This is a genomic window from Sivoneniella epilithica UHCC 1019 (assembly GCF_040830845.1).
Classification (GTDB): Bacteria; Cyanobacteriota; Cyanobacteriia; order Leptolyngbyales; family Leptolyngbyaceae; genus ULC077BIN1.
On sequence record NZ_JBFPDP010000024.1, the window covers coordinates 19,507 to 42,145 of the forward strand.

Here is a 22,639-nt window from a genome sequence, read left to right on the forward strand (position 1 = left end):
CCAGTCCAACAGCCATTTATCTTTTAGGAACCCATGTCATGGACAAAGTTTTTACACTAATTTCAGTCGCGATCGCTCTGGCAATTCCGTTTGCGGCTCCAACCCACGCCCAAGTTGCAGAGATACCTGTGGCAAACAAAGCCGGAGACTTCACTACCGCAAGAGTCCTGGGAAATCGCGGATACTATCGCAATACTCATTGGTTAGTGGTTGATCCCAATGGTTCACTTAACTGCCGCGCCACGCCCAACGGTGCCGTTACTACTCGCCTATCCAGCGGGTGGATTGTAACAGCGGCATTTCCGGCTAACAAAGATGGTGATGCAATTGTGATGGGACAAAGTGGTCCTTGGCTGAGGGTCATTGCGACAGATCCACTCGGTGCAGGGAAACTACCTGCCTGTCTAGTGCGTGCCAACCGCCGCTATATTGCTCCGATTAGCCTAGACTATACAAACAAAGTAATCTCCAAAAAGGCTCAGTGATTATTGCCCGAAGTGCCGCCCGGTTAGCGTCGTTTCTACGGTTTCCACTGGAGCATTCGGGGTGAATAAACAAAATTTGCTGTTGAATGCTGGCTCTCATTCACGGACAGAAATGGTAAACATGAACTAGGCTAGCTTCATGCATTTGGTTTACTTTGGAGGAAGTAGACAAATTGCTTTTATGAGGTCAGAAAGTTTGCTGGGTTTGCTGCAACAGACAGAGCCAATTGAAGGGGTGGAGGATGCACCCTGCTATTTTCCGATCGCCCATGGACGGTACGACGTGAAGCCCGGTTTGTTTCCCTTTGGAACTGACTTTAGGAATGGTGCCGCCGATCAACAGGTGTTTCAGTGCGATCGCAATTTTGCTCACTATCGACAGATAAAACGATTGGCACGGTTAGAACGGTTGAGTAAATATTCTCAAACCTGCAACCTGTCCGATGAGGTTGCAACCGCGATCGCTCAATTTATCATCCATCGGCTCGTGCAGGATCAAGCGCAACACTATCAAGTGGAACTCCATGCAAATGAGGTTAACCTTCACAATGGGTTGACTGGTGACACCCTCACTCTGAATGCAAACTACCAGTTGCGATCGGTTCAAGGCTGCCCTTCTCCACCCTATGCTTCCACCCTGGATGCTGTGGCGGCTCAAGTACAAGAAGATTTTACTATCGTGAGCCGCACCAGCAAGCACCACTGGATTAGCGCCATTCACCTGTGCTTTCCCAATCATTGGTCTGCTGAGGAAAAAATTGGCAAGAGTTTTGCGGCAATTCATGCACCAGTTGCAGGCATGGAGAAGCTAAACCGACGGGGAGACGCGATCGTCCACACCATGATCAACCACAAGCCAATGGTTCGCTTCGCGTGGGGTTTAAGTACCGATACTCGTCTAAATCATCATCCGGTTTCCCCATCCAGCGTTCCTAGCAACGTTTGGCAAGGGAGGCATTTTGAGGCTCACAATCCTAGTCTCTATCTACGGATTGAGCGCCAAGTCATTTGGGGTTTTCCAAACGTGGATGCTGCGCTGTTTACCATCCGCACCTATTTTCGAGATTGCCGAATGCTTAAACAAGACCCAGTGCTTCGTTCTAAACTGGTGACAGCTATACAATCTATGACGCTAGACTCGCTTGTCTATAAAGGATTAGAGGACAGTAAAACAGCTATTTTGAAGTGGTTGGATGAATAAGATGCGCTGATCTATGCATGTTGTCAAGCTATTTATCAAGGTTCAATCTTTAGACCAGCCCATGATGGAGTGCTAGCTCTTGATTGAGTCCAAGGATTGGGGATTCAAGCCGACAAAACGCCCGACTTGGCAGTCCCCGACAGGTACTTGTCGTCGATGTTGCTAACCCTTGAAACTTTAGTACTTTCACCCGCTCAACGAAAAGGCTGGATAGCCGTGCCATATTCTCTGTTCCCTCGTATCCCTTGATTCCCTTTCTCCTAAAAATTACTAACCCATGACTCTTTCTAAAGCTGAAGTAAAACACCTGTTTGAACGCCTGATTTTTGAAGAAACCGATCCTCACGATTGGGTAGAAGATGTCTGGGGTTTAAGTCCACTATTGGGCGACAGTGCCGCTAAACTACTAGAAGCGTTTGAAACGGTGATTGAATGTTGCCCTGAAGAGCATCTAGAACATCTCGTTCTCACCCGCTTGCCACTAGACGAGTCTATCTAGCTAACCTTTCCTTTTTCTCAGTGCCATGAGTTTTTATATTTCTCCTCGCTTCATTGATAAGCTGTCGGTTCACATCACCAAGAATTACTTAAATTTACCCAATGTGAAAGTGCCTTTGATTTTAGGCGTTCATGGGCGCAAGGGTGAAGGAAAATCCTTCCAGTGCGATTTAGTGTTTGAGCGCATGGGAATTAATGTGGTTCACATGTCTGCTGGGGAGTTGGAAAGCCCAGATGCGGGTGATCCGGCTCGATTAGTCCGGTTGCGCTACCGAGAAGCCGCTGAAATGGTGAAGGTGCGGGGCAAGATGGCAGTGCTGATGATTAATGATATTGATGCCGGAGCCGGACGGGTGGATCAATATACGCAGTACACGGTAAACACTCAACTGGTCAACGGCACGTTGATGAATATTGCCGACAATCCGACCAATGTTCAACTTCCAGGCAGCTATGATGCTGAACAGATTCAACGAATTCCGATTATTGTGACGGGCAACGATTTTGCTACGCTCTATGCTCCGTTGGTGCGGGATGGGCGGATGGAAAAGTTTTTCTGGGAGCCAAACCGAGACGATCGCGTTGGCATTGTTGGCGGTATTTTTCGGGCAGACCAACTGGCTAAACACGATATTGAAGCCTTGATTGATACGTTTCCGACCCAGTCGATCGACTTTTTTGGTGCCGTGAGATCGCGCCTCTACGATGAACAAATTCGCCAGTTAATCCAAGAGATTGGGCTAGACCGGATCTCCCAGCGGGTTGTCAATAGCGTAGAGCGCCCACCGGAGTTCCACCCACCCGATTTTAGTCTGCCTCACCTGATTGAAGTAGGGAATGAATTGGTGCAAGAGCAAAAGCGGGTTCAGGATATGCGCTTGGCAGAAGAATATAATAAATCCCTTTACTTCAACCGGAAACTAGGTAATACAGGGGATAGCAGCATTCCTAAGAGCGAAACCGTCCACGATCGCGACTTTTTTCGCGCCTACGATCCTAACTTAGATCCCAACTCAGATAATGGCAGTACGCCCCCACTGACCCCGCCCAATTCCACCAGCTACGCCGGACAAGCCTCCAGTACCAATCTTGCCCCAGAAATGATATCCGAAATTAACCTCATTTTAGGGCAGGGCTATCGATTGGCGATCGAAACCGTGGATGAACGCCGCTTTCGTACAGGTTCCTGGAACTGCTATGGCACCTATGAAGGGGATGGAGCAACAGCGATCTCAGCATTAGAAAGCTGCCTTGCCGAACAGCCTCGTCACTATGTCCGCCTTGTTGGAATTTCATCTCGCGATCGCCGTCGCATGATAGAAACCATCATTTCTCGCCCCACCTCAAAAAACGTGAGCGTTTAGATAAAAGAACAATCACTTTACAAGCTCTTTTAGGCGAATCCAGGCTTCTCGCAGTTTCCAAAACTTACTACTTTCCATTGCGTCTACTTTATTCTGGCAAGCCTCTAAGGATTCTTGTATCTGAAAAATTTTAGCTTGATCCTGTTGAATTGTCTGCAAACCTTCCTGGTAGTCTAGTTTTACTTTCTCCAGATGTGCTTGCAACTGGACAATTTCTGCCTCCTTCTCCTTAAGTATGCTTTCGCCAGGACTCAAATTATTACGGGCAATGCCATAGCCGTGGGGAATAAAGTAGTTGGTTCTCCAGTTACCAGCAACTAGGGTTGGTTCAGCTAACTGATAGTAAGAACCATCATTAGCTGACTGGTAAATTATCTGCATCAATGGGCGATCGCTTTCAACTAAAGCTGCTTCTGAGTAATGCCACGTTAAAAAGTCCATGAACAGAACGTCTCCCACCTCAAGCGAAGGCACGACTACCTCCATTTCTGGAAATTCCTCTGGAAAAATAGTACCTTGAATGCCAAGGTTTCCATACCAATGAGATCCTTTAATGATTTTCAAACCACCGGTTTCAAGAGTATGGGATTGGAGTGGAACAAAAGCAGATAGCTTTCGCAGTCCTCCATGAAAGGAAGTAATATCCTGATGAGTTTCCACCCCTCCATTCCATCGTTCATCTTTCAACAACATGCGGTTCCCGTAAAGCGCAATGTCATTGTCTGCCAGAAGGGATTGAGCAGCAGAAACCAAACGTTCATTACTGTATAGTCTGCCAAGGTTACCGCTCAAAACGCCAAATAAGAAACGGTCTAGTCGTTGAAGAGAGCCATCACCAAACTTAATTGTTGAAGAAACCTCCTTCCAATACTGGTGCAGCAGGTCAGTCTGGTGAATACTAAAGAAATTGTGGACAATCAAAAAACCATCTTCTTGAAACTGACGAATATCGGATTCTTCAAACATTTGCCTGCACCACAATTCTCACTTTTGCACTATGTAAAAGCTGCGTTTATTTCGCAAACTATTTTATGACAAGAGGTACTATAACAGAATCACCATTGCAGCGATAAATCCCTTACTCTAAGTCAGTCAATTTCTTAGAAAGTTGTTCTAATCAGATAGGATGAAAGGAAACGACCCAAATCTCTACAGAATTTTACCAATCTATCAGATGACTGAGCAGTCTATTTATTAAGCAGAGTTGACACGAGCATTAATACCAGGGATTCTATATTAGCAATTGCGGAAGAATCTAGTCTTCATCCTTTAAAAATGTCAGTTTTACGTCATCCCAAAGATTTTTTTCGTGAGGTTCAGCGATATAGAGACCTACTGCGCGTTTTAGTTAGGCGTAACTTGAAAGTGCGCTACCGTGGCTCATTCTTGGGTGCCTATTGGTCATTGCTTAATCCCCTAATGATGACTGGTCTATACGCCGCGATTTTTGGCAGAGCATTTGCATCTCATTACGATAATTCTCTGCTGAGGTATATTCTGGCAGCTTTTACTGGCTTAATTGTAGTCAACTTTTTTTCTGCTTCTACTACGCAAGCGCTGTCTAGTGTTGTTGCTAATGGCTCGCTGCTCAACAAAGTACAATTACCCGCTAGTATTTTTCCAGTTTCAGTTTTAACTGCCAATGTTGTTCAGTTTGCCATCAGTTCCCTACCTTTATTGATGTTAGTTACACTCATCACTTCTGGCAATCCGCTGTTAATGCTGTTGCTGTTGGTTCCTATTTTTTCGCTGGTTCTGGTCTGTACGGGCATTGGGTTTCTGACCAGTGCGCTATATGTTTTTTTTCGAGATTTGCCCTACTTTTATGAGTTATTGGTCTTTGTCCTTTGGTTAAGCAGTCCTATTTTTTATCCTGAGGACATTGTTCCAGTAGAACTCAAGCCGTTTTTAGCCCTTAATCCTCTTTTCCCAATTATTGCAAGTATTCGCCAAATTGCTGTGTTAGGTCAACTGCCTGATTTTCATTTGCTAATGGGATCGCTTTTAAGCGGAGTAATTATGCTAGGGATTGGGTTGGGCTGCTTTCGGTGGTGGCGATCGCAATTCATGGATTTACTGTAGATGGAAGCCATTCGCTTAGACAACGTGTCGCTCATTCGACGGACTCAGGAAGAATTTTCTTATGACCTGAAGAAAACGCTTTTGTCTTTTTTGGAAGGAAAATACCGCAAACCTTCTAGAAGATGTGTGTTGGATAATATTTCATTGGTAGTCGAGGCAGGCGAAAAGGTAGGAATCATCGGCTCAAATGGATCAGGCAAATCGACCCTGCTTAAAGTCATTTGCAAGATTTTAGAGCCTACCAGTGGAAAAGTGCGGGTGAAGGGAACTATTGCACCTCTAATTGAGCTAGGCGCTGGGTTTGATAGCGATATGTCGGTGATGGAAAACATCATTTTATATGGGGTGATGCTGGGTTTTACTGAACAGGAAATGCGGCGTAGAATTCCCGAAATATTGGAGTTTGCAGAGTTGGAAGACTACACTTCAGTTCCAGTCAAAGCGTTGTCTTCTGGCATGGTGGCTCGATTAGGATTTGCGATCGCCACCGACATTCAACCCGATATTTTGATCTTGGACGAAGTTCTTTCTGTTGGTGATGAAAGCTTCAAGAATAAATCCAAGCAGCGGATTGAAAAATTTTGGCAAGATCACGCCACCATCCTCCTTGTTTCCCATGACCTCAACTTCTTGCAAAAATCCTGTGAACGCATTATTTGGCTAGAAAAAGGAAGAGTCAAGCAGATTGGCGACGCAGAAGAAATCATCCAAGCCTATCTAGAAAGTGTCAACTTGGCTAAACCACTTACTTCCGAAATTAGCCCCACTCCCATTCAAGAGAGTACTGATTTTGACAACGGTGAAGAAGTCATTTCTCAAGAGCCTTCTGAAATTTTCTCGTCTGACGGCGAAATCATTTTACCTCAACCAGAAGTTGTTGGAGGAGCATTCGTTTCTCGTATCAGGCTAACAAACTCTGCCAAACAGCTTATTAATATAGTGCCGTTTCGCTCTCCCTTTTATGTCGGCATTGACTATACCGTTACTGCTCCAATCGAAAAGTTGCAAATTGGTTTTTACATAACGGATCATCAAGACCGAATAATTTTAGAGCCAGCTTCTCATAATTGGCTTCCACTTACAGGCGAGATTTGCGAACTGGGTGATCATTGCATTTATGCTAAAGTTCCGGCTCCTCTACTGGTGCCCGGTCATTACTATGTTTGTGGTATTGGTATTTACGAGCAAGGGTTTGGACATCACTACTGCTTAAGGAAAAAGGTGTTGAGGTTTGATGTAGAGTTAACAGAAAACGAACCTAATGAGTGGTTTGGTCAAGAGATCGTACATCCTATTATCGAATGGAATTTAGGGTGATGTAGTTAATATAGATAGATGTAGGAGTACATCCGCAAACTTTGCAGAAATGGATTGGTGGGGAAGATATACAAGTTGAAGCAACTACTACCGTACCGACTATTCGTCTAGATACATTCTTAAATCAAATGCAGATTGATGAAATTGATTATTTGAAGATTGATGCTCAGGGTTCTGATTTCGATGTTGTTCTTTCATTAGGCGATCGCCTGCGAGATTGTCGCAAAGTTAAATTGGAAGTCGCAATTACTCCGATTCAACTCTACTCTGGAGCAGCAACTAAGACAGAAGTAATTAATTATTTTACTCAACATGATTTTGTTTTAATTCGTATCGATAAGCAGAGTCATGAACAGGAAGAAAATTTTACTTTTGTTCGCAGAGATCAGCTTTACATAATGTCTGATTTGGCTGAAAACCTGCATACATTAGAGCCTGAACTATTAATAGATTTAGCAGAAAAAGTTGAAGATTATGAGCCGCTTGAGTTAGTTCCTGGGTGGCACTTTGATAGTGGTTGGGAAAGCCAGAAAACGCCTGTTCGACTGCGAAGAATCATATGGGATGAGATTAAACAACGGAGCCTAGAGCCGCGCATTTCGTTTACTTGGTATGACAACTTAAAGGTTTTTCTATATTTAGGCAATGACCTGAGTAGCCAACTGTTTGTTGAAGGACGTTATGATCCCAATGAATTTTACTTTTTGGATAAACTCCTTTCATCGGGTATGACGGTTGTTGATTTAGGCGCAAATGAGGGTTTGTACACATTGTTTGCGGCGAAACATGTTGGTGATTCAGGTGTTGTCTTATCTTTTGAACCTAGTTTACGAGAGTTTCAACGTTTACAAGATAATTTGGCACTTAATGAAGAAATTACTAATGTTAAACTCCTTCAAATTGCGTTATCTAACATTTCAGATACTCAATTGCTAAAAGTAGCAGATGATGCTCATTCTGGTCAAAACACATTAGGCGATTTCGCCTATGAGGGAATTACTTGCTTGAGTACCGAGACTGTTACAGTTCGTCGATTAGATGATGTGCTTGAAGAACTAGCAGTTCAGTGTGTTGACGTAATTAAAATCGATGTGGAAGGGGCGGAGTTTTTGGTGTTTGAAGGGGCTAAAAAAACATTAGAACGCGATCGCCCCCTAATTTTATTTGAGCTAGTTGACCAAGCATTACAAAAGCAGGGCAGTTCCACCCATGACTTGCTCAGTTATTTACGAGGTTTAGGCTACGAGATTTTTGGTTGGGGTGAATTTACAGGGCTGCCTATTAAAACAACGCAAGAAAGTCTTCCCGATGGCAATTTAGTTGCGGCTCATCCTAGTAGATTTTGGAATCTGGTTAACAATGCAGATCAGGTTCGCTTGCTGCAAGCAGAACTTGAAAAAGCACAGGCAATCTTAGAACAAACAAAAGATAAATTGCAGGTATCTCAGCAGGAAATTGTGCAATTGCAAAGCCAAATGTGTGAGCTTCGAGATACGTTGCAAAATGAGTTGCAGTCTACTAAGGATAGGTTTGAGGAAACTAAGGCTGGGCTTCAAGCTGAATTACAACAAAATAAAGAAGTTAAAAACCAGATTCAAGCGGTATTAGAAGCTCAAAAGAATCAAATTGCAGCGATGGAAAGTAGTAAGTTTTGGCAATTAAGAAATCAATGGATTGCTTTAAGAAAACGTTTAGGGCTGCCGGAATAATAACGCAGTGAGCAGAATGATGGTTGATAGTGTGAGCGCGATCGCCCTAGGCAGCAATTTGGGAAACTCCTTAGAAATTCTGGAAGCGGCTCTTGCTGTATTGGCAAAAACGCCAAGAGTTTTAGTAAAGGCGCGATCGCAGTGGTATCAAACTAAGGCAGTAGGTCCGCCCCAACCTGATTATCTAAACGGCTGTGCCATCCTTCAAACCACTCAGCCGCCGCTTGTCCTATTAAATACGCTGCTCGAAATTGAGCAACAGTTTGGCAGAGTTCGGCGGGGACGTAATGATCCTAGAACTTTAGATCTAGATGTGTTGTTGTTTGATGATGTTGTCCTGAATAAACCTGAGCTTCAAATCCCTCATCCCCGAATGGTAGAGCGGGCGTTTGTCTTGGTGCCGCTGGCAGAAATTGCCCCAGATTGGATTGAACCAATTTCAGGAAAAGCGATCGCAGAATTAGCCAAAGCAGTAGACTGGTCAGGAGTCAAAAAGCTCAGCTAGTATTTTTCTTTATCCCTCTTATTGTTGTATTTCTTATGCTCTTTGGTCACGAGCCTCCCCAACTGCTAAAACAGCGAATGCTCTACAAAGGGCGCAAATTTTCATTTGAAGTCAACCGTTTTAGATTGCCAAACCAAGCCGAAAGCGACCTGGAATGCATTCGTCATCCTGGAGGAGCCTTAGCGGTTCCGGTTACCTCCGACGGAAAATTTGTGCTTGTACGGCAATATCGATTTACTGCAAAAGGGCGGTTGCTAGAGTTTCCAGCGGGAACGGTTGAACCAAACGAAACGCCAGAAGCAACGATTCAGCGTGAAATTGAGGAAGAAACAGGCTATCGTGCCCAGCAATGGCAGTCAATTGGCAGTTTTTTTGTTGCCCCTGGCTATTCGGATGAAGTGCTTTATGCTTTTCTAGCTCAGGAGTTAGAGTTACTGGATCTTCCGCCTGAGAAAGATAGTGATGAAGATTTGGTTACTGTTTTGATGAGTGCTGATGAAGTTGAAAAAGCAATTTACGACGGAGATATTGTTGACGCTAAATCCATTTCCAGCTTTTTTCTAGCGCGTCCTTTTCTCAATTAGAAAAACAGGTGAGTCTTCTTTAGATTGGTATTGCTACTGATTTTCGGTGATTGCAAACGAGTTCATGCGACTTCTATCTTTTGACAGTTTCTACTCCTGCTGCGCCAATTTTTAATAAAAATATGAATAATTTAATTTTATTTTGGCATCGTCGCGATTTACGCCATGCAGATAATGTAGGTTTGGCAGCGGCTCGTGAACGCAGTCGGCAGGTTGTGGGTGTATTTTGTCTTGATCCAGGTATTTTGCAGAGAGATGACGTGGCTCCAGTGCGAGTAACCTATATGATGGGTTGCTTGGAGGCGTTGCAAGAGCAATATGCTAAGGCAGGAAGCCAACTGCTGATTTTGCAGGCGAACCCAGTGAGGGGAGTTGTTGAGTTAGCGATCGCCCTAAATCCAAAAGCTGTTTTTTTCAATAAAGATGTAGAACCCTATTCTAGGGAGCGAGATCGCGCCGTTGCTTCAGCCCTACGAGAACAGGGTATTGAAGTTACCGCCTATTGGGATCAAATTCTGCATGAACCCAAAGATGTGATCACTGGAGCAGGCAACCCCTACACTGTATATGGTCCATTTTGGCGAAATTGGAGCAGTCGGCAAAAAAGTGAGCCTGCATTGCCGTTACAAGATGCCATTGGGTTATCGGAAACAGAGCAAGAAAAGGCGAAACAAGCCGGGGCGATCGCGTTACCGACCGCTAAAGATTTGGGTTTTATCTGGACTAATCCACTCGTTCTCGAACCGGGTGAAGCTCCTGCCCAGAAAAAACTAGAGAGCTTCTGCGATCGCGCCATCTCAGACTACAGCGAACAGCGTGATCTGCCAGCCAACCAGGGCACTTCTCAATTGAGTGCTGCCCTCAAATTTGGTGCGATCGGCATTCGGACCGTATGGGCAGCCACGCTTGAAGTAGATCAATACGCCCAGAGCGATGAAGCCCGTCATAGTATTCAAGTCTGGCGGCAGGAGCTAGCATGGCGCGAATTTTATCAACATGCGCTCTATGCGTTTCCTAAACTGGCAAAGGGACCCTACCGCACTCCATTTAAAGAATTTCCTTGGAAAAATAATCAGGAGCAGTTTCAGGCGTGGTGTGACGGCAGAACAGGCTACCCCATTGTGGATGCTGCCATGCGTCAGATGAATGAAGCGGGTTGGATGCATAATCGCTGTCGGATGATTGTCGCGAGTTTTTTAACAAAAGACCTGATCATCAATTGGCAACTGGGTGAAAAATATTTTATGCAACGGTTGGTTGATGGCGATCTGTCTGCGAATAATGGCGGTTGGCAGTGGAGTGCTTCGAGCGGCATGGACCCAAAACCGCTGCGAATTTTCAATCCGGCGAGTCAAGCGAAAAAGTTTGATCCTGATGCAGAATATATTCGTCATTGGCTGCCAGAACTGAAGAGCGTGGATACCGCAGATTTGATTAGCGGCAACCTAAACCCTAGCGATCGCGATCGCGCTAACTATCCAGCCCCCATCGTTGATCACAACCAACAGCAGCGACGATTCAAACAGCTTTATCAGCAGCAAAAAGTGGGTGGTGAACAGATCAATGCCCCCATCAATTGATTTATATAAATTGACTTGTGACATCTCCCAGACCTACGCTGGAGTCAGCTTGCAAAAAACACTGCCTGTCATTGGACAGTCTGCAAGTTTACTGGACAGCGATCCCCTGTGATCTAAGGAATGTGTGCATGAAAACTCCGGCTCCTAGTGAATATCGAACTGTGTTGTCCAAGGTTGATTGGCGAAAATATGAAGAGTTGCTAGCAGAAATGGCAGGCGATTCCCGCAGGGATCGTTTTACGAATCGCACTGCCCGATTTGCCTTCGATCGCGGTCGGTTGGAAATGATGAATCCGCTTGAAGAACACGATCGCTGCTATAAACTGATCGAGTCTTTGCTATTAGTGGTTACTGATGAACTCGATCAGCCGCTTACTAGCTACAAAACACCAACGTTGAAGCGAGAAGATTTGCAAATTGGCGCTGAACCAGATGCAGGGTACTACATGCAAAATTGCGATCGCATGGACGGCAAACGCACCATTGATTTAGCCGTTGATCCACCGCCCGATTTGATCTTAGAAGTAGAGCTTTCCCGCAGTTCGTTCAACAAGTTTGCCATTTACGCTCAGTTGGGCATTCCGGAAGTATGGCGCTATATCAGTAAACCGGGCGAAACCTTTTTGAAAGGAAAGTTGTTTATTCACTATTTAGCAGGCGATCGCTATGTGGAAGAAGATCACGGACTAGCCTTTCCGTTTCTTTCGGCAGGCAGAATTTTACAGTTTATTGATCAAAGCGATGTGGAAGGATTGCCAAAAGCTCTGCGTGATTTGAGGCTGTGGGTTGAGACAACTGTTTAATTGAGATCGCTTTCTACCTTGGCGATCGTACAAAGCCTTAAATTTTTTCGATGATCCAGCGGTTTACGTTATGAACTGAGTAAACTTTTTTCCATAATAAAATTTAGGAAAGACTGCCCCCGTCGTTCAACGGTTTGTGGGCTAACGACATGAAATCCTTTTGCTTCAAAAAACGATCGCGCCGTGATGCTGGCTGCTGTCGTTAAGGTATGAATTTTCTGCGATCGCGCCGTGGCTTCAAGGGTTGCGAGTAGTTGGCTGCCCACTCCCATTCTCTGAAAGTCTTTGTGGCAATAAAAACAGTCCAGATAACCGTTCGCTTGCAGATTTCCAAACCCGATAATTTGCTTTGTTTGTTCAACAATAGTCTGTTCAGCAACATAGGTGATTGACTGGCTCAGCCGTTCTATCCAAAAGTCAAGGGTGAGATCTTTGGGTGCCCAAGTGTTCACCTGCTCTAAGCTGTAGTCGCGACTATTGATGTGATGCACCGTGTCATAAAACAGGGTTGAGATCGCGGCGGTATCAGCTAGCTGGTAAGGTCGAACATTCATTCGCTGCGAATCAACTTCCCAAGAGTGCTGGAGTCGGCGATACCCTTTCAGAGTCACTTTGTGAACGCTGCAACACCGCCATATCCTCCTCATCCAGTTCGGCTGGAATGCCACTACGAATTAGTTCCGCAAAATCCTCATTGGGGATCATGATACAGAGCGCATACAGCCGTCCAATGCCCGTATTGCAGATTTCATGAATCCCTGTAGGTGGCACCAAAATACTATCCCCCGATCGCAGCGGAATCAGCTTCCCATCACAGGATGCCGTACCTTCACCCTTCAGCACAAAAAACATTTCTACCGCAAGTTGATGACGGTTTGGTGGCGTTTTGCCTCCCACATCAAAAATCTCAACACAAAAAGTCAGCGACATATTAGCAATTTGTGGATCAAACACGATCGCCAATCGGTTTGTATCCTGTGGACTAATCCGAAACGCTTGATAATCCGCAGGCGACTTCACCACCGGAATTACACAACTTGTAGAATCCATGGAATTTCTCCTGAAAAAATCTGAAAGAACTAAAAGTTCTAATTGTGAGTTTTGAATGCTCTAACTCAAAATTCAAAACTTAAAACTATTGATCTATTGCCTGCACAAGTTCCGTTGAGTTTGTCACAAAGCCAAAGCATTGTTTCACGTTATAAAGCGTTGCTAACCAGCAATAATCAGGGGATGTCGTTGCAGAGCAGTCTTTTAACAAAATGCAGTCATATCCTAGAAAATTTGCGTCTTGCAAAGTTGCCATCACACATTGATCGACATTCACCCCCGCAAATAGCAGTGTAGTTCGACCCAAGTTCTTCAGAATACTATCGAGCGGCGTATCCCAAAATCCGCTCATACGGTACTTATCCACACCAATATCTTCGGGCTGTGGCTCTAGCTCATCCACGATCGCGGCTGCCCAACTATCCTTCATCAACACAGGTGCCCCATTGCTTGGCAGTGGATCGCCCAGCCCCACTCCCTCACCCGTCGGATTGTAAACATGCAATGCTGCTGCACTAATATTTAACAAATCAGGACGGTTACCCCAGTTGACCCAAACAATTGGAACGTGGACTTGTCGCAGCATCGGTAATAATTTTTGTAAGGGCGCGATCGCGGTTTGAGTGGGAGTCACATCTACGCCAATGTGTGCCAGCCAGCCGTCACTATGGCAGAAATCATTTTGCATATCAATGATCAAAATAGCGGTTTTTGCCAAATCTAGCCGCAGCGTTTTAGTCTCGGTCGGTAAAATAATCGGACGGGATTCCAAGGGCGATCGCGTAATATCGGCGATCGTTGCATCCACCATCCAAGCATTGGGCGGAATTCCTAAAGAGCGAAGCGGTGCAGTCATAATTAGGTCTTGCAACAACTTAAAACGACGGACTTAAAATAAAGGATCTAAAACAACAAAGCAATTTGCTCCATTAATACAGGCAAAATTTTGGAGTAGATTCACCTGAAGAGACGAATTCATGTCAAAAAGCAGCATCCTTCGCTACCATTGTCTCGATCGCCCGACCATTTTGCACTCGATCGCTCGACAATGACCCGTTTGATTGCGCCCACTACCCACCCCTGCCGCCGACATTCCGATCCGCCCAAACTGTGGCTATATGTGCTAACAGGTTCTTTCTTGTTTCATCTCATTGCAGGGGCGACCGTTCAGAATTTTTTGGCGAACTCAGTTGTGCAGCAAACCCCTACCGCGATCGCAGTAGAATTTTTGGAACCGATTGGAGAGGATAGCAGCACATCTCTAAGTCAAGCAACGCTTCCTCCGTCAAAAAGTTTTCAACCCAATCAACCTGTTGAAGAGGACACTACGCAAACGATGCACTCCACTCCAGCAATTTCTACTCCAGCGACTTCCTCACAAACTGCCCCAACTCAGCCCATTACAGAACCATTGGTAACTACTCCAACTCGTAGCGCACCTATTCAATCGATCCCCTCTAAAAAGACGTTTCCTTCTCCTGTGGACACATCTCCATTCACCTCCCAACCCAAGCGCTCTACTCTAACGACTGCGCCTATTCCTGATGATTCCACCCTCAAAAAATCTGTGCCTGCTACCTCTAACACGCGCCTGCCAGATGTGCCCATAGTGCCAAATCCGACAGAGGTGAAGGACGATTCAAATAGGGCGATCGCGTCTATTCCAATTCCTTCGAGTCCTACTCCTGCTCAATTTACGGCGCAGTTTCGAGCGATAAACTTAACGTCTAATTCTGAAAGTAGCTCTATTGAATCAACAACTTCGGCTCAGCTTCTGGGTGAACCCACTAAACTTTTTTCCTCAGATCCATCGACCTGCACACTTACGCCTGAAGCCCTCCACAGTTTTGGTCAACCCGTGAAACTTCAGCTTCCTCTTGATGAAACAGGGATTTTGAATCCTCAAAAGCTGGTTACTGTTAAACAATCAAGTGGCAACATTCAGTACGATGAATTGGCAACCTGTGTCACGAAACTCTCCCGCTTTATTCCTGCCTACACGCTAGAAGGCGATCTCAAACGTCCGGTGTCAAGCAATTTAGATATCCAAATCACTTTAACCCAATAGCCTGAATGACTTGTAGTATGTTACCTTGGTAAATGCCTGGTAAGTCAGTCAAATCCCTTTATTTTCTGACAATCAGTTTTGCGGGTGTAGTTTAGTGGTAAAACCTTAGCCTTCCAAGCTAATGATGGGGATTCGATTCCCCCCACCCGCTTTAAGAATAAACCCCTGAAAGCATTGATTTTCAGGGGTTTTGTTTTACTAAATTATAGAGAATTGGACAGGGGCGTAATAGATAGAGTTAGGGTGTACTTTCTAAGCACTCTACCGGGGGTTGCCAGTTGGAATGAGGCACGACTGTTTGGGCTTGAGCGATCAGAGAGACAATTCCATTAGGGGCGATCGCCCAGCCTTGAGCTTCAACCATTGAAGCGTTAGGTGCCAGATGCCAGGGGTCAACCTTCAGAGTTTGTTTGTCGGTTGCTGCTTGCTGCCCAATGAGTTCCCGTGTTTCAACTAAATTGACTAACACTTGACTCCCCCCAAAACTATCCTCTGGACTGGTTGGTACGCCGCCGCGCCCCACTGCAATAAAGCGATTCTCTTTGCGTGCTTGCCCTCCAGCAGAGCATCCTACAACTATTTGGTTAGAGGGGTCGGCTAGGCTGAAAGGCAAAGCAATCAAACCACGATTCGGATCAATGTTGGGTAGGTTAAGGATAACGGTACCGTTGATGCCAAACTGAGAACTTGCGGTGATGTCGCTGAAGGGGGTGAGTTTAGACTGAAATTTCAGCCCAAAAATGCCTTGGGCGGTAATGTTGATTTTGCCACCATTGCCTGTGAAAGCATTGGCGCGGATGTCACTGTTTTCGCCTAAAACCCCGACAATGAAAAGGGCTTTGATGTTAATGTTGCCCCCGTCACCGCTGCCTTGGGCGGTGCCTGCGGTCGCTGAGATTAGGCTATTTTGGCGTAATAGTAAAATCTCTTGAATATCTAGGTTAATGTTGCCGCCTTGAGCGCTAGCGGTTTCGGCAGTAAGGAAGCCGCGATCGCGGAACGTCAACCGGTTTGCTTGGATTTGGATGTTACCCCCTTGCCCCGTGCCCAGGCTATCCACAGCAATGCCTGAATTTTGTTGAATCAACGCCGCTTCAGTATTGACGAAAATACTACCGCCGCTGCCAGTGGAGCCTGCCGCCGTGTTAGCAAATAAACCCGTTTCTGGGTTGGCTAGGGTGAATTGGTTGGCAGCCGTGACAAAAATATTGCCCGCTTGCCCACTATTAAAAGCGGTGGTTCGCAGTTGTCCGCCTGTGGCTGCATCAAACTGATCTACAGTCACGAAAATGCTGCCACCTCTCGATCCCGTGTAGGTTTCGGCACTAAGAACAGCGCGATCGCGAATTTCCACAGTGGGAGCCGTGATCCGTAGACTGCCGCCTTCGCCAATTATGCCGCTAGTTGTTTGAGCATCACCGCTGCCCGACCGGATAGCGCTGCCAGCCCCAGCCAGCGTCACGGCATTAGTTGCCGTAATTTGAATAGCGCCGGCATTGCCGCGTCCTAGGGTTTTGCTTTGGATTAATCCCTCAGTCAGCGTGAGGGTTTCGGTCTGGATTTCAATTGCGCCGCTGATGCCTGCGGAACCGGTGGCAACTCCGCTGAGAATGGAGGCTCCATTGGTCACTGAAGTGCTGCCGGTATTCAAACGAATCGTGCCACCATTGCCCTGCCCAAAGGTGGTGGCAGCGATCGCGGCTCCATCTTGCACAGTCAACCGGGGGGTTTCAATGGAAATGGTGCCAGCGTTTCCCGTTGAAGCATCATCCGTTTGAGTAAAAATTCCGGTGGGGAAAATATCATTCAAATTGACCCCATTCTTGGTGATGCCCGTAGGTAAATAGCTGCCCACATCTCCCCCCGGAGGAATGCTGACAACCCCTGCCGGGTTCTCTTCTACGCCAGGATTCACGCCTAGGGGCAAAACTCCGCTCACCTCAACGCTGTCGGTGGTGCGAATCGTGATATTGCCGCCATCGCCGCTGCCATGGGTGGATGCCGAGATTTGAGCGCCATCTTGAATCCGCACCGATCGCGCATCAATCCGAATATCCCCGCCCCGCCCCGCCCCGAAGGTATCAGTGGCAATAATCGGGCTAACTGGTTGAGTCAGCAGATCCGTATTGCGAATCCGCGAAAAAAAGGTGCCGCCCGCGATCGCAGTAATGGTGCCAGAGCCTAATTTACCGCTGGTATTGATGTTGTTAAAGTCAATGTCATCCGCTGCCCTCAGGAAAATCGTGCCGCCTTGCCCTTCTTCGGAAAAAGCGATCGCGCCATTAGAACTAATGGTGCTTGCCCGGTTCAAACCACCGCGATCGGCGGTAATGGTAATCTCCCCGCCTTGCCCCGACTGCGATTTTGCGACTACAAATGTGGTTGTAACGTTGCCATCTTGATTGGCGATCTTGATGTTGCCGCCCCGCCCTGCCCCCTGCGAGTCAGACAAAATCCCGTTGAGGTTGATGTCACCGCCATTATTGCTAATTGCTACGGTGCCGCCGTTTCCAGGAACGGAGTAAGAAAAGAGCTTCCCCGTAGCGATCGTGCCGTTCGTTGTGGAAACATTGATATTGCCGCCATTGCCGCCAAAGCCAATCGTTTGAATATCGTTATTGGGCGAGATCGCAATGTTACCGTTAGTCGTCGCCAGGGTGACCGTCCCGCCTGCACCGCCGCCGAAGGAGTTGGCAATAATCTTATTTGCCTCAATAGTGCCGTTGCTGCTGGCAAAAGTGACTGCACCAGCAGAGCCATTCACTGCAAATGTGTTCACTTCCCCGATCGCAATATTGCCGCTGAGAGGAGCGTTGCGAGTGTCACCTGCGATAATCTGAATCGTGCCCCCATTGCCAGGGGCGATAGTAAAAGCATTGAGTTTATTAGTAGTAATTGAGCCGTTGGGAGTAGAAAGCGCGATCGCCCCTGCCACGCCACCCGCCGTTGAAAAAGTATTCAATTCATCGGCAACCTGAATATCTCCATTTTGAGTGCGAATATTCACGCCGCCGCCATTGCCGTCTAGAGAAAATGCTAACAACGTTCCTGCCAAGCGAATATTGCCATTGCCTGAAATAATGTTGACCGCCCCCGCATTCCCAGCACCTAAGGAAAACGGAATAACGGGACCGCCGATGGTGATGTCTCCATTGCCCGTAGAAACGCTGATTGCCCCCGCATTGCCCGTGGGGAACTGAGCCGACAATAATGTTTGAGTATTAATGGTGCCGTTGGGCGTATCCAAGATGATCGGTCCACCATTGGTTAGCACGTCGCCAGCGATAGTAATGCTTGCCGGAAGCCCTGCTGCGGCTTGAAAAGTTGCGCCACCGCTGATTAAGGGCAACCCCGTAGGTGCATAGGCTAATGCGGGTCGTCCGGCTCGGACAATGAACGCATTCGAGCCGCCCAGCGCGGCTAAATCGGGATCAGGATCAGCCGGATTAAAGGTGATATCATTGCCATTAATCGTCACGGAGCCGTTAAAGCGGACGCTGCCCAAAGACTCGACCAACAACGCTACACCATTGTAATTGCCACCAATCTCCACATCCCCAACGGCACTAATAATCGGATCATAAAGACTAACGAATTGCGCGGGTTGACCCGATACACTGTTGACCTGAAACCGCCCTCCTGTGGCAAACTTGGCATCGCCAGAAACGATCCCGTCACTCATTAAGCTAAGAGTGCCACCACTTTGAAACGGCACGTGACCCGGATGACTGAGCGCCAGAATATTTATGCCGCGATCGCCCCGAATGGTCAAATCTCTGCCAGCCTGTGCCAAAAAGGGAGTTGCGATCGTATCTCGAACTTGCACCGTATCCTGTGCGCTCAACGTCAAATCTCTGCCTGCGATTAGCTGCCCTTGTAAATCCAATTGGGTCGCTTCCAAGATCAAGTCTTGCCCCGCGCTCAAGGTTGCTCGGTTAATAATCGTACCGGAGGCAAGACTACCGGATTGCAATCCCAGCGGCACATTAACCGTGAGCAATGGCGGTGCTTGGGGATTGATCGCACTAAACTCGCTACCGTCCGGAAACTTGAAGCTACTGGCAGTACTGGCAAAAAAAGAACCGCCTATTTGTAGACGAGCATTTTGCCCAAATACAATGCCATTGGGATTCAGCAGGAATAAATTAGCAGTGCCATTGGCGTGAAGTAATCCATCAATAGTGGAAATAGAATTCCCAGTGACCCGCGTCAAAATATTTTGGATTTGCGCTGAATTATTGAACCTGGCAGAACCGCCTGTGGGAATGGAAAACTCACGAAAGCTATGAAACAGATTCACACCCCGCACAGTGCCGCCGTCAATCGTGCAAACTGTGCATCCAGGGATCACTTGCGAGTTCACTGGAAGGGTGAGATCGGGAATGACTTGGGCACTGGCTGAAGGCGCAATCAGAGGGATAATCAGAGACGCGATCGCGGCACAGAAACTCCAAACAGGGGTGACAATCTGCGGCATGGCTATTTAGGCTATTTATCTTAGGAGAATGGCGAGTAGCAGGATACGGATTAGCAAATCACTAGCTTAAAAGTCCTCCAGCGATCGGTGCTAACACGCTTAATCCGTTGGGAATGCACTCCAGATAAATCGGGGTCATGCCAATCACCTCGCCATCCACCACCACTTTTTGCGGTGGGGTCGTTGTGATTTTAATGTCCTTAGCGCGCCCATGTAAAACATTTTGCTGTTGAGCATCGGCTCCCACCAGTGCCGATCCCAGCATTTTCACCATCGTGGTGACCGCTTGCATCTTTGTTTCGCTGGTGGCAATAGTAATGTCTAGCAGTCCATCATCATAAATTACCTGTCCGGCTCCCTGTGCCAAAACAGAGGTCGGCGGCGCAGCATTCGCAACCGTAATTGCAGAGGCTTGAATGTGATAGGTTTCTCCCTCCGCTTCAATTTCTGCTTCAAAGGGTTCCTGAACGCCTAACATTTGCCAACCTGCCATCAAATATGCCATCGCGCCCCATTGGTTTTTTAATTCGCGGCTAGCCAAGTCCACGGCTTCTGCTTCGTAGCCTACGCCTGCTAGCAAGATCATCGGCAATCCATTACAGCGAGCCGCATCAATCGTGAGAGTATTCCCTGCTAAAATCACCTGGCAAGCCGCCCGAATGGGTAAAAGGCGAGGGATACCTAAGGCAGCCGCAAACGCATTGGCAGTCCCACGGGGAATCACACCCAATGAAATACCAGTGCCAATTAAGGCTCCAGCAACAGCGGAAACGGTGCCATCGCCACCTGACGCAATCACTATATCGGCATTGGCTGCGATCGCCTCATTCACCAATTCTTCGGGATCTATTTCTGCCGTCGTTAGGTGAATATGCAAACTCATGTGAGGTTGCAGCAGTTGCCGAATTAACTCTAAATCTTGTTCACCGGTTCCCTGTCCTGCAACGGGATTGTAAATCAGATGGGCAACTTGTTGTTTTGCCAAACGGTGAATAATGACCTCAGCCGTACTGAGATTGGTTGCAAGCGGCACATTATGAACATTGCAAACGCGCAGCAATGCTTGAATGTCTGGCTCGTGGGGCTGAGCATACAGCGGATCGACCAGAAAAATAACGGCGATCACATCTCCATCGCAGATTTCAGCGGCAATCTGAGTGTCACCTCCTGAAGGTCCTGCTAGTTTGAGTTCGATGGGTAACCCTGTTGCAGCTTGAATCCGCTGACCTGTAGCACCCGTCGCAATCAGGCGATGGCGCGCCAATACAGGAGCATAAGTTGTAGCAAAACTGACGATATCGTCTTTTCTAGAGTCGTGAGCGATCAGGGCGATAGTTGCAGTCATAGCAGCTTTGTAGCAAACCGTAAATTAATTAAAACACTGTGCAAATGATACGGTATAGCGGCAATGATTAAGAGATTTCTGATTTCTAAGAGAACTCTACCTACTGCCATTTGTACACGATGCGTAATTCATTTGCCCACCTATTGCTAGCAAATTTACCTAAAAAAGTTCAACAAAAAATCTATATTTTTGTTTGGCTTCGTTGACTCGATGGAACAAATCACTCATTTCACCCAACAAAGAGAAATGATTGTCTGAGCTTGGGTGGATTGGTAAGCACAGAGCAGCCTACTTTGGTGCCGATTGAACGGTGATGGGTGGAGGGGTGGATGAGGTTTCGCGAAATGCGCTATGGTTTTTGGGCGATCGCTAAAGTTATCCAGCCGCTCAGCAACTAACCCCTGTGAGTGATTTATTGCATCCTAGCCGAAATGGATTGGGGGAGACTTGATGCTTGAATTAAGTTCCCCATCATTCCTGTACTTTCAAAGGACGCTATCATGAAACCCAAATTTGCCCTTTTGACCGCGATCGCCACAGTCTCTCTTTCTTTAGGCACAGCAGTAGCGGCTTTTGCCCAAGCTGCCGTACTCACCTCTAACACCGCTGGTTCACGGATTCGGGTTCGGTCTGAGCCAACTACTCAAGCCAGTGCGCCTCACTATGGGTTCGCGGGCGATCGCGTACAAGTGCTGTGGTCAACCCAAGGACGCGATAACTACACTTGGCGCTATGTGAAATTTAATCAATCGGGTGCAGAAGGCTGGATTCGCGGCGATTTTGTGAATGTGTCAGCCGCAAAAGCTCCCATCTCTGACATTGAAGCGCAACGATTGCAACTCCAGCGCCAATATTCTCGATATATGAATTGGAACATTCAAACGGTCAAACAGGCAATGAGCCATCAGGGATATCGCCCTTCGGAAGATCGTCGGATGCAGGTTGCTTACCTTGTCAAGTCTTACCGGGTTGCGTTTAACTATAACGATCGCACGGAAACGGTCACAGGCGTTCAGGTTAACGTCACAGGACAAACCAACTAAAGTTAAGTTAAGTTAAGGAGCGATCGCCAAGCCAGTATTGGGATCAAACAGGTGAATTTTATCTTGAGCGATCGCCAACCACACATCATCTCCCACCCGCACCGAGTGATCGGGTTCAATCCGGGCTTGTAACAGCATCGGGCGCGTGGTTGGTGCATCCAGCCAGCGCACAGTCAGATAGGTTTCGCTGCCCAAGGCTTCCACCAATTCCACCCGCACCTGCAAGTTTTTGGGCGCTGGCATCCCCACGCTCAAATGCTCTGGGCGAATTCCTAGCAAAACTTCTTGTCCGTCGTAAGGCTTGAGCGCCGATTCCCATAGGGCTGGAAGCGTGAGTCGAAACGGATCTTGACTAGTTAACAGCGGCGCTTTTACCTGAATGGGCAGGAAGTTCATGGGCGGTGAACCGATGAATTCCGCCACAAATCGATTTGCTGGATAATTATAAAGTTCTAAGGGAGAAGCAATTTGCTGGATTTGTCCGGCATTCATGACCGCAATGCGATCGCCCATGGTCATTGCTTCAGT

21 protein-coding genes and 1 tRNA gene are annotated in these 22,639 nt (G+C 47.0%); 14 read left to right on the plus strand and 8 right to left on the minus strand.

Annotated elements, in window-relative coordinates:
- Window positions 1-38: 38 nt before the first annotated feature.
- Together AB3R30_RS15300 and AB3R30_RS15305 are read left to right on the plus strand one after the other, a co-directional pair.
- Window positions 39-485 (plus strand): hypothetical protein, encoded by a 447-nt coding sequence (locus tag AB3R30_RS15300; RefSeq protein WP_458650070.1) that lies wholly within the window; start codon window positions 39-41, stop codon window positions 483-485.
- A gap of 181 nt (window positions 486-666) precedes the next feature.
- Complete coding sequence (locus AB3R30_RS15305) at window positions 667-1,686, plus strand: heme-dependent oxidative N-demethylase family protein (protein WP_458650071.1); 1,020 nt, start codon at window positions 667-669, stop codon at window positions 1,684-1,686.
- Between the two features lie 49 nt (window positions 1,687-1,735).
- On the opposite strand, the gene AB3R30_RS15310 is transcribed toward AB3R30_RS15305, so the two are convergent.
- The gene (locus AB3R30_RS15310; protein ID WP_458650072.1) at window positions 1,736-1,909 is read right to left on the minus strand and encodes a hypothetical protein; all 174 of its coding nucleotides are present in this window, start codon (window positions 1,907-1,909) and stop codon (window positions 1,736-1,738) included.
- Between the two features lie 54 nt (window positions 1,910-1,963).
- On the opposite strand from AB3R30_RS15310, the gene AB3R30_RS15315 reads away from it, so the two are divergent.
- Window positions 1,964-2,185 carry a hypothetical protein gene (locus tag AB3R30_RS15315; protein ID WP_458650073.1) on the plus strand — a complete coding sequence of 74 codons (222 nt, stop codon included), beginning with the start codon at window positions 1,964-1,966 and terminating at the stop codon, window positions 2,183-2,185.
- A gap of 25 nt (window positions 2,186-2,210) precedes the next feature.
- Window positions 2,211-3,548 carry an AAA family ATPase gene (locus AB3R30_RS15320; RefSeq protein ID WP_458650074.1) on the plus strand — a complete coding sequence of 446 codons (1,338 nt, stop codon included), beginning with the start codon at window positions 2,211-2,213 and terminating at the stop codon, window positions 3,546-3,548.
- A 12-nt stretch (window positions 3,549-3,560) separates the two neighbouring features.
- On the opposite strand, the gene AB3R30_RS15325 is transcribed toward AB3R30_RS15320, so the two are convergent.
- A complete protein-coding gene (locus AB3R30_RS15325; RefSeq protein ID WP_458650075.1) occupies window positions 3,561-4,514 on the minus strand; it encodes a phytanoyl-CoA dioxygenase family protein in 954 nt (317 codons plus the stop codon).
- A 309-nt stretch (window positions 4,515-4,823) separates the two neighbouring features.
- Between AB3R30_RS15325 and AB3R30_RS15330 the strand changes: the two genes are divergently transcribed.
- From AB3R30_RS15330 to AB3R30_RS15360, 7 genes are all read left to right on the plus strand, one after another.
- Window positions 4,824-5,630, plus strand: coding sequence for an ABC transporter permease (locus AB3R30_RS15330; protein ID WP_458650076.1), 807 nt, complete (start codon window positions 4,824-4,826; stop codon window positions 5,628-5,630).
- Window positions 5,631-6,947 (plus strand): ABC transporter ATP-binding protein, encoded by a 1,317-nt coding sequence (locus AB3R30_RS15335; RefSeq protein WP_458650077.1) that lies wholly within the window; start codon window positions 5,631-5,633, stop codon window positions 6,945-6,947.
- 41 nt (window positions 6,948-6,988) lie between these two features.
- Entirely contained in the window at window positions 6,989-8,656 is a 1,668-nt protein-coding gene (locus AB3R30_RS15340) for an FkbM family methyltransferase (protein ID WP_458650078.1), read from the plus strand.
- A 16-nt stretch (window positions 8,657-8,672) separates the two neighbouring features.
- A complete protein-coding gene (gene folK / locus AB3R30_RS15345) occupies window positions 8,673-9,161 on the plus strand; it encodes a 2-amino-4-hydroxy-6-hydroxymethyldihydropteridine diphosphokinase (RefSeq protein ID WP_458650079.1) in 489 nt (162 codons plus the stop codon).
- 35 nt (window positions 9,162-9,196) lie between these two features.
- Window positions 9,197-9,745, plus strand: coding sequence for an NUDIX hydrolase (locus AB3R30_RS15350; RefSeq protein WP_458650080.1), 549 nt, complete (start codon window positions 9,197-9,199; stop codon window positions 9,743-9,745).
- A 122-nt stretch (window positions 9,746-9,867) separates the two neighbouring features.
- Entirely contained in the window at window positions 9,868-11,325 is a 1,458-nt protein-coding gene (locus AB3R30_RS15355; protein ID WP_458650081.1) for an FAD-binding domain-containing protein, read from the plus strand.
- 128 nt (window positions 11,326-11,453) lie between these two features.
- Window positions 11,454-12,128, plus strand: coding sequence for a Uma2 family endonuclease (locus AB3R30_RS15360; protein WP_458650082.1), 675 nt, complete (start codon window positions 11,454-11,456; stop codon window positions 12,126-12,128).
- Window positions 12,129-12,196: 68 nt separating this feature from the next.
- Here the strand turns inward: AB3R30_RS15360 and AB3R30_RS15365 are convergent, their stop codons facing one another.
- The 3 genes from AB3R30_RS15365 to AB3R30_RS15375 all read right to left on the minus strand — a co-directional run bounded on the left by AB3R30_RS15365 (window position 12,197) and on the right by AB3R30_RS15375 (window position 14,034).
- Window positions 12,197-12,682 carry a GNAT family N-acetyltransferase gene (locus tag AB3R30_RS15365; protein ID WP_458650083.1) on the minus strand — a complete coding sequence of 162 codons (486 nt, stop codon included), beginning with the start codon at window positions 12,680-12,682 and terminating at the stop codon, window positions 12,197-12,199.
- Window positions 12,683-12,692: 10 nt separating this feature from the next.
- On the minus strand, window positions 12,693-13,178 hold the full coding sequence (locus tag AB3R30_RS15370) for a cupin domain-containing protein (protein ID WP_458650084.1): 486 nt from the start codon (window positions 13,176-13,178) through the stop codon (window positions 12,693-12,695).
- An 85-nt stretch (window positions 13,179-13,263) separates the two neighbouring features.
- Entirely contained in the window at window positions 13,264-14,034 is a 771-nt protein-coding gene (locus tag AB3R30_RS15375; protein WP_458650085.1) for a cysteine hydrolase family protein, read from the minus strand.
- A gap of 150 nt (window positions 14,035-14,184) precedes the next feature.
- Here AB3R30_RS15375 and AB3R30_RS15380 point away from each other — a divergent pair, with 150 nt between their 5' ends.
- Together AB3R30_RS15380 and AB3R30_RS15385 are read left to right on the plus strand one after the other, a co-directional pair.
- Entirely contained in the window at window positions 14,185-15,246 is a 1,062-nt protein-coding gene (locus tag AB3R30_RS15380) for a hypothetical protein (RefSeq protein ID WP_458650086.1), read from the plus strand.
- An 80-nt stretch (window positions 15,247-15,326) separates the two neighbouring features.
- Window positions 15,327-15,397, plus strand: a tRNA-Gly gene (locus AB3R30_RS15385).
- Between the two features lie 87 nt (window positions 15,398-15,484).
- Here the strand turns inward: AB3R30_RS15385 and AB3R30_RS15390 are convergent.
- Window positions 15,485-19,723, minus strand: coding sequence for a two-partner secretion domain-containing protein (locus AB3R30_RS15390; RefSeq protein ID WP_458650087.1), 4,239 nt, complete (start codon window positions 19,721-19,723; stop codon window positions 15,485-15,487).
- 61 nt (window positions 19,724-19,784) lie between these two features.
- Window positions 19,785-21,068 carry a methylglyoxal synthase gene (gene mgsA / locus AB3R30_RS15395; protein ID WP_458650088.1) on the minus strand — a complete coding sequence of 428 codons (1,284 nt, stop codon included), beginning with the start codon at window positions 21,066-21,068 and terminating at the stop codon, window positions 19,785-19,787.
- Between the two features lie 500 nt (window positions 21,069-21,568).
- Between mgsA and AB3R30_RS15400 the strand changes: the two genes are divergently transcribed.
- Window positions 21,569-22,111: an SH3 domain-containing protein gene (locus AB3R30_RS15400; RefSeq protein ID WP_458650089.1), complete on the plus strand. Its 543-nt coding sequence runs from the start codon at window positions 21,569-21,571 to the stop codon at window positions 22,109-22,111.
- Window positions 22,112-22,123: 12 nt separating this feature from the next.
- On the opposite strand, the gene AB3R30_RS15405 is transcribed toward AB3R30_RS15400, so the two are convergent.
- Window positions 22,124-22,630 carry a TOBE domain-containing protein gene (locus tag AB3R30_RS15405; RefSeq protein ID WP_458650117.1) on the minus strand — a complete coding sequence of 169 codons (507 nt, stop codon included), beginning with the start codon at window positions 22,628-22,630 and terminating at the stop codon, window positions 22,124-22,126.
- Window positions 22,631-22,639 lie beyond the last annotated feature (9 nt).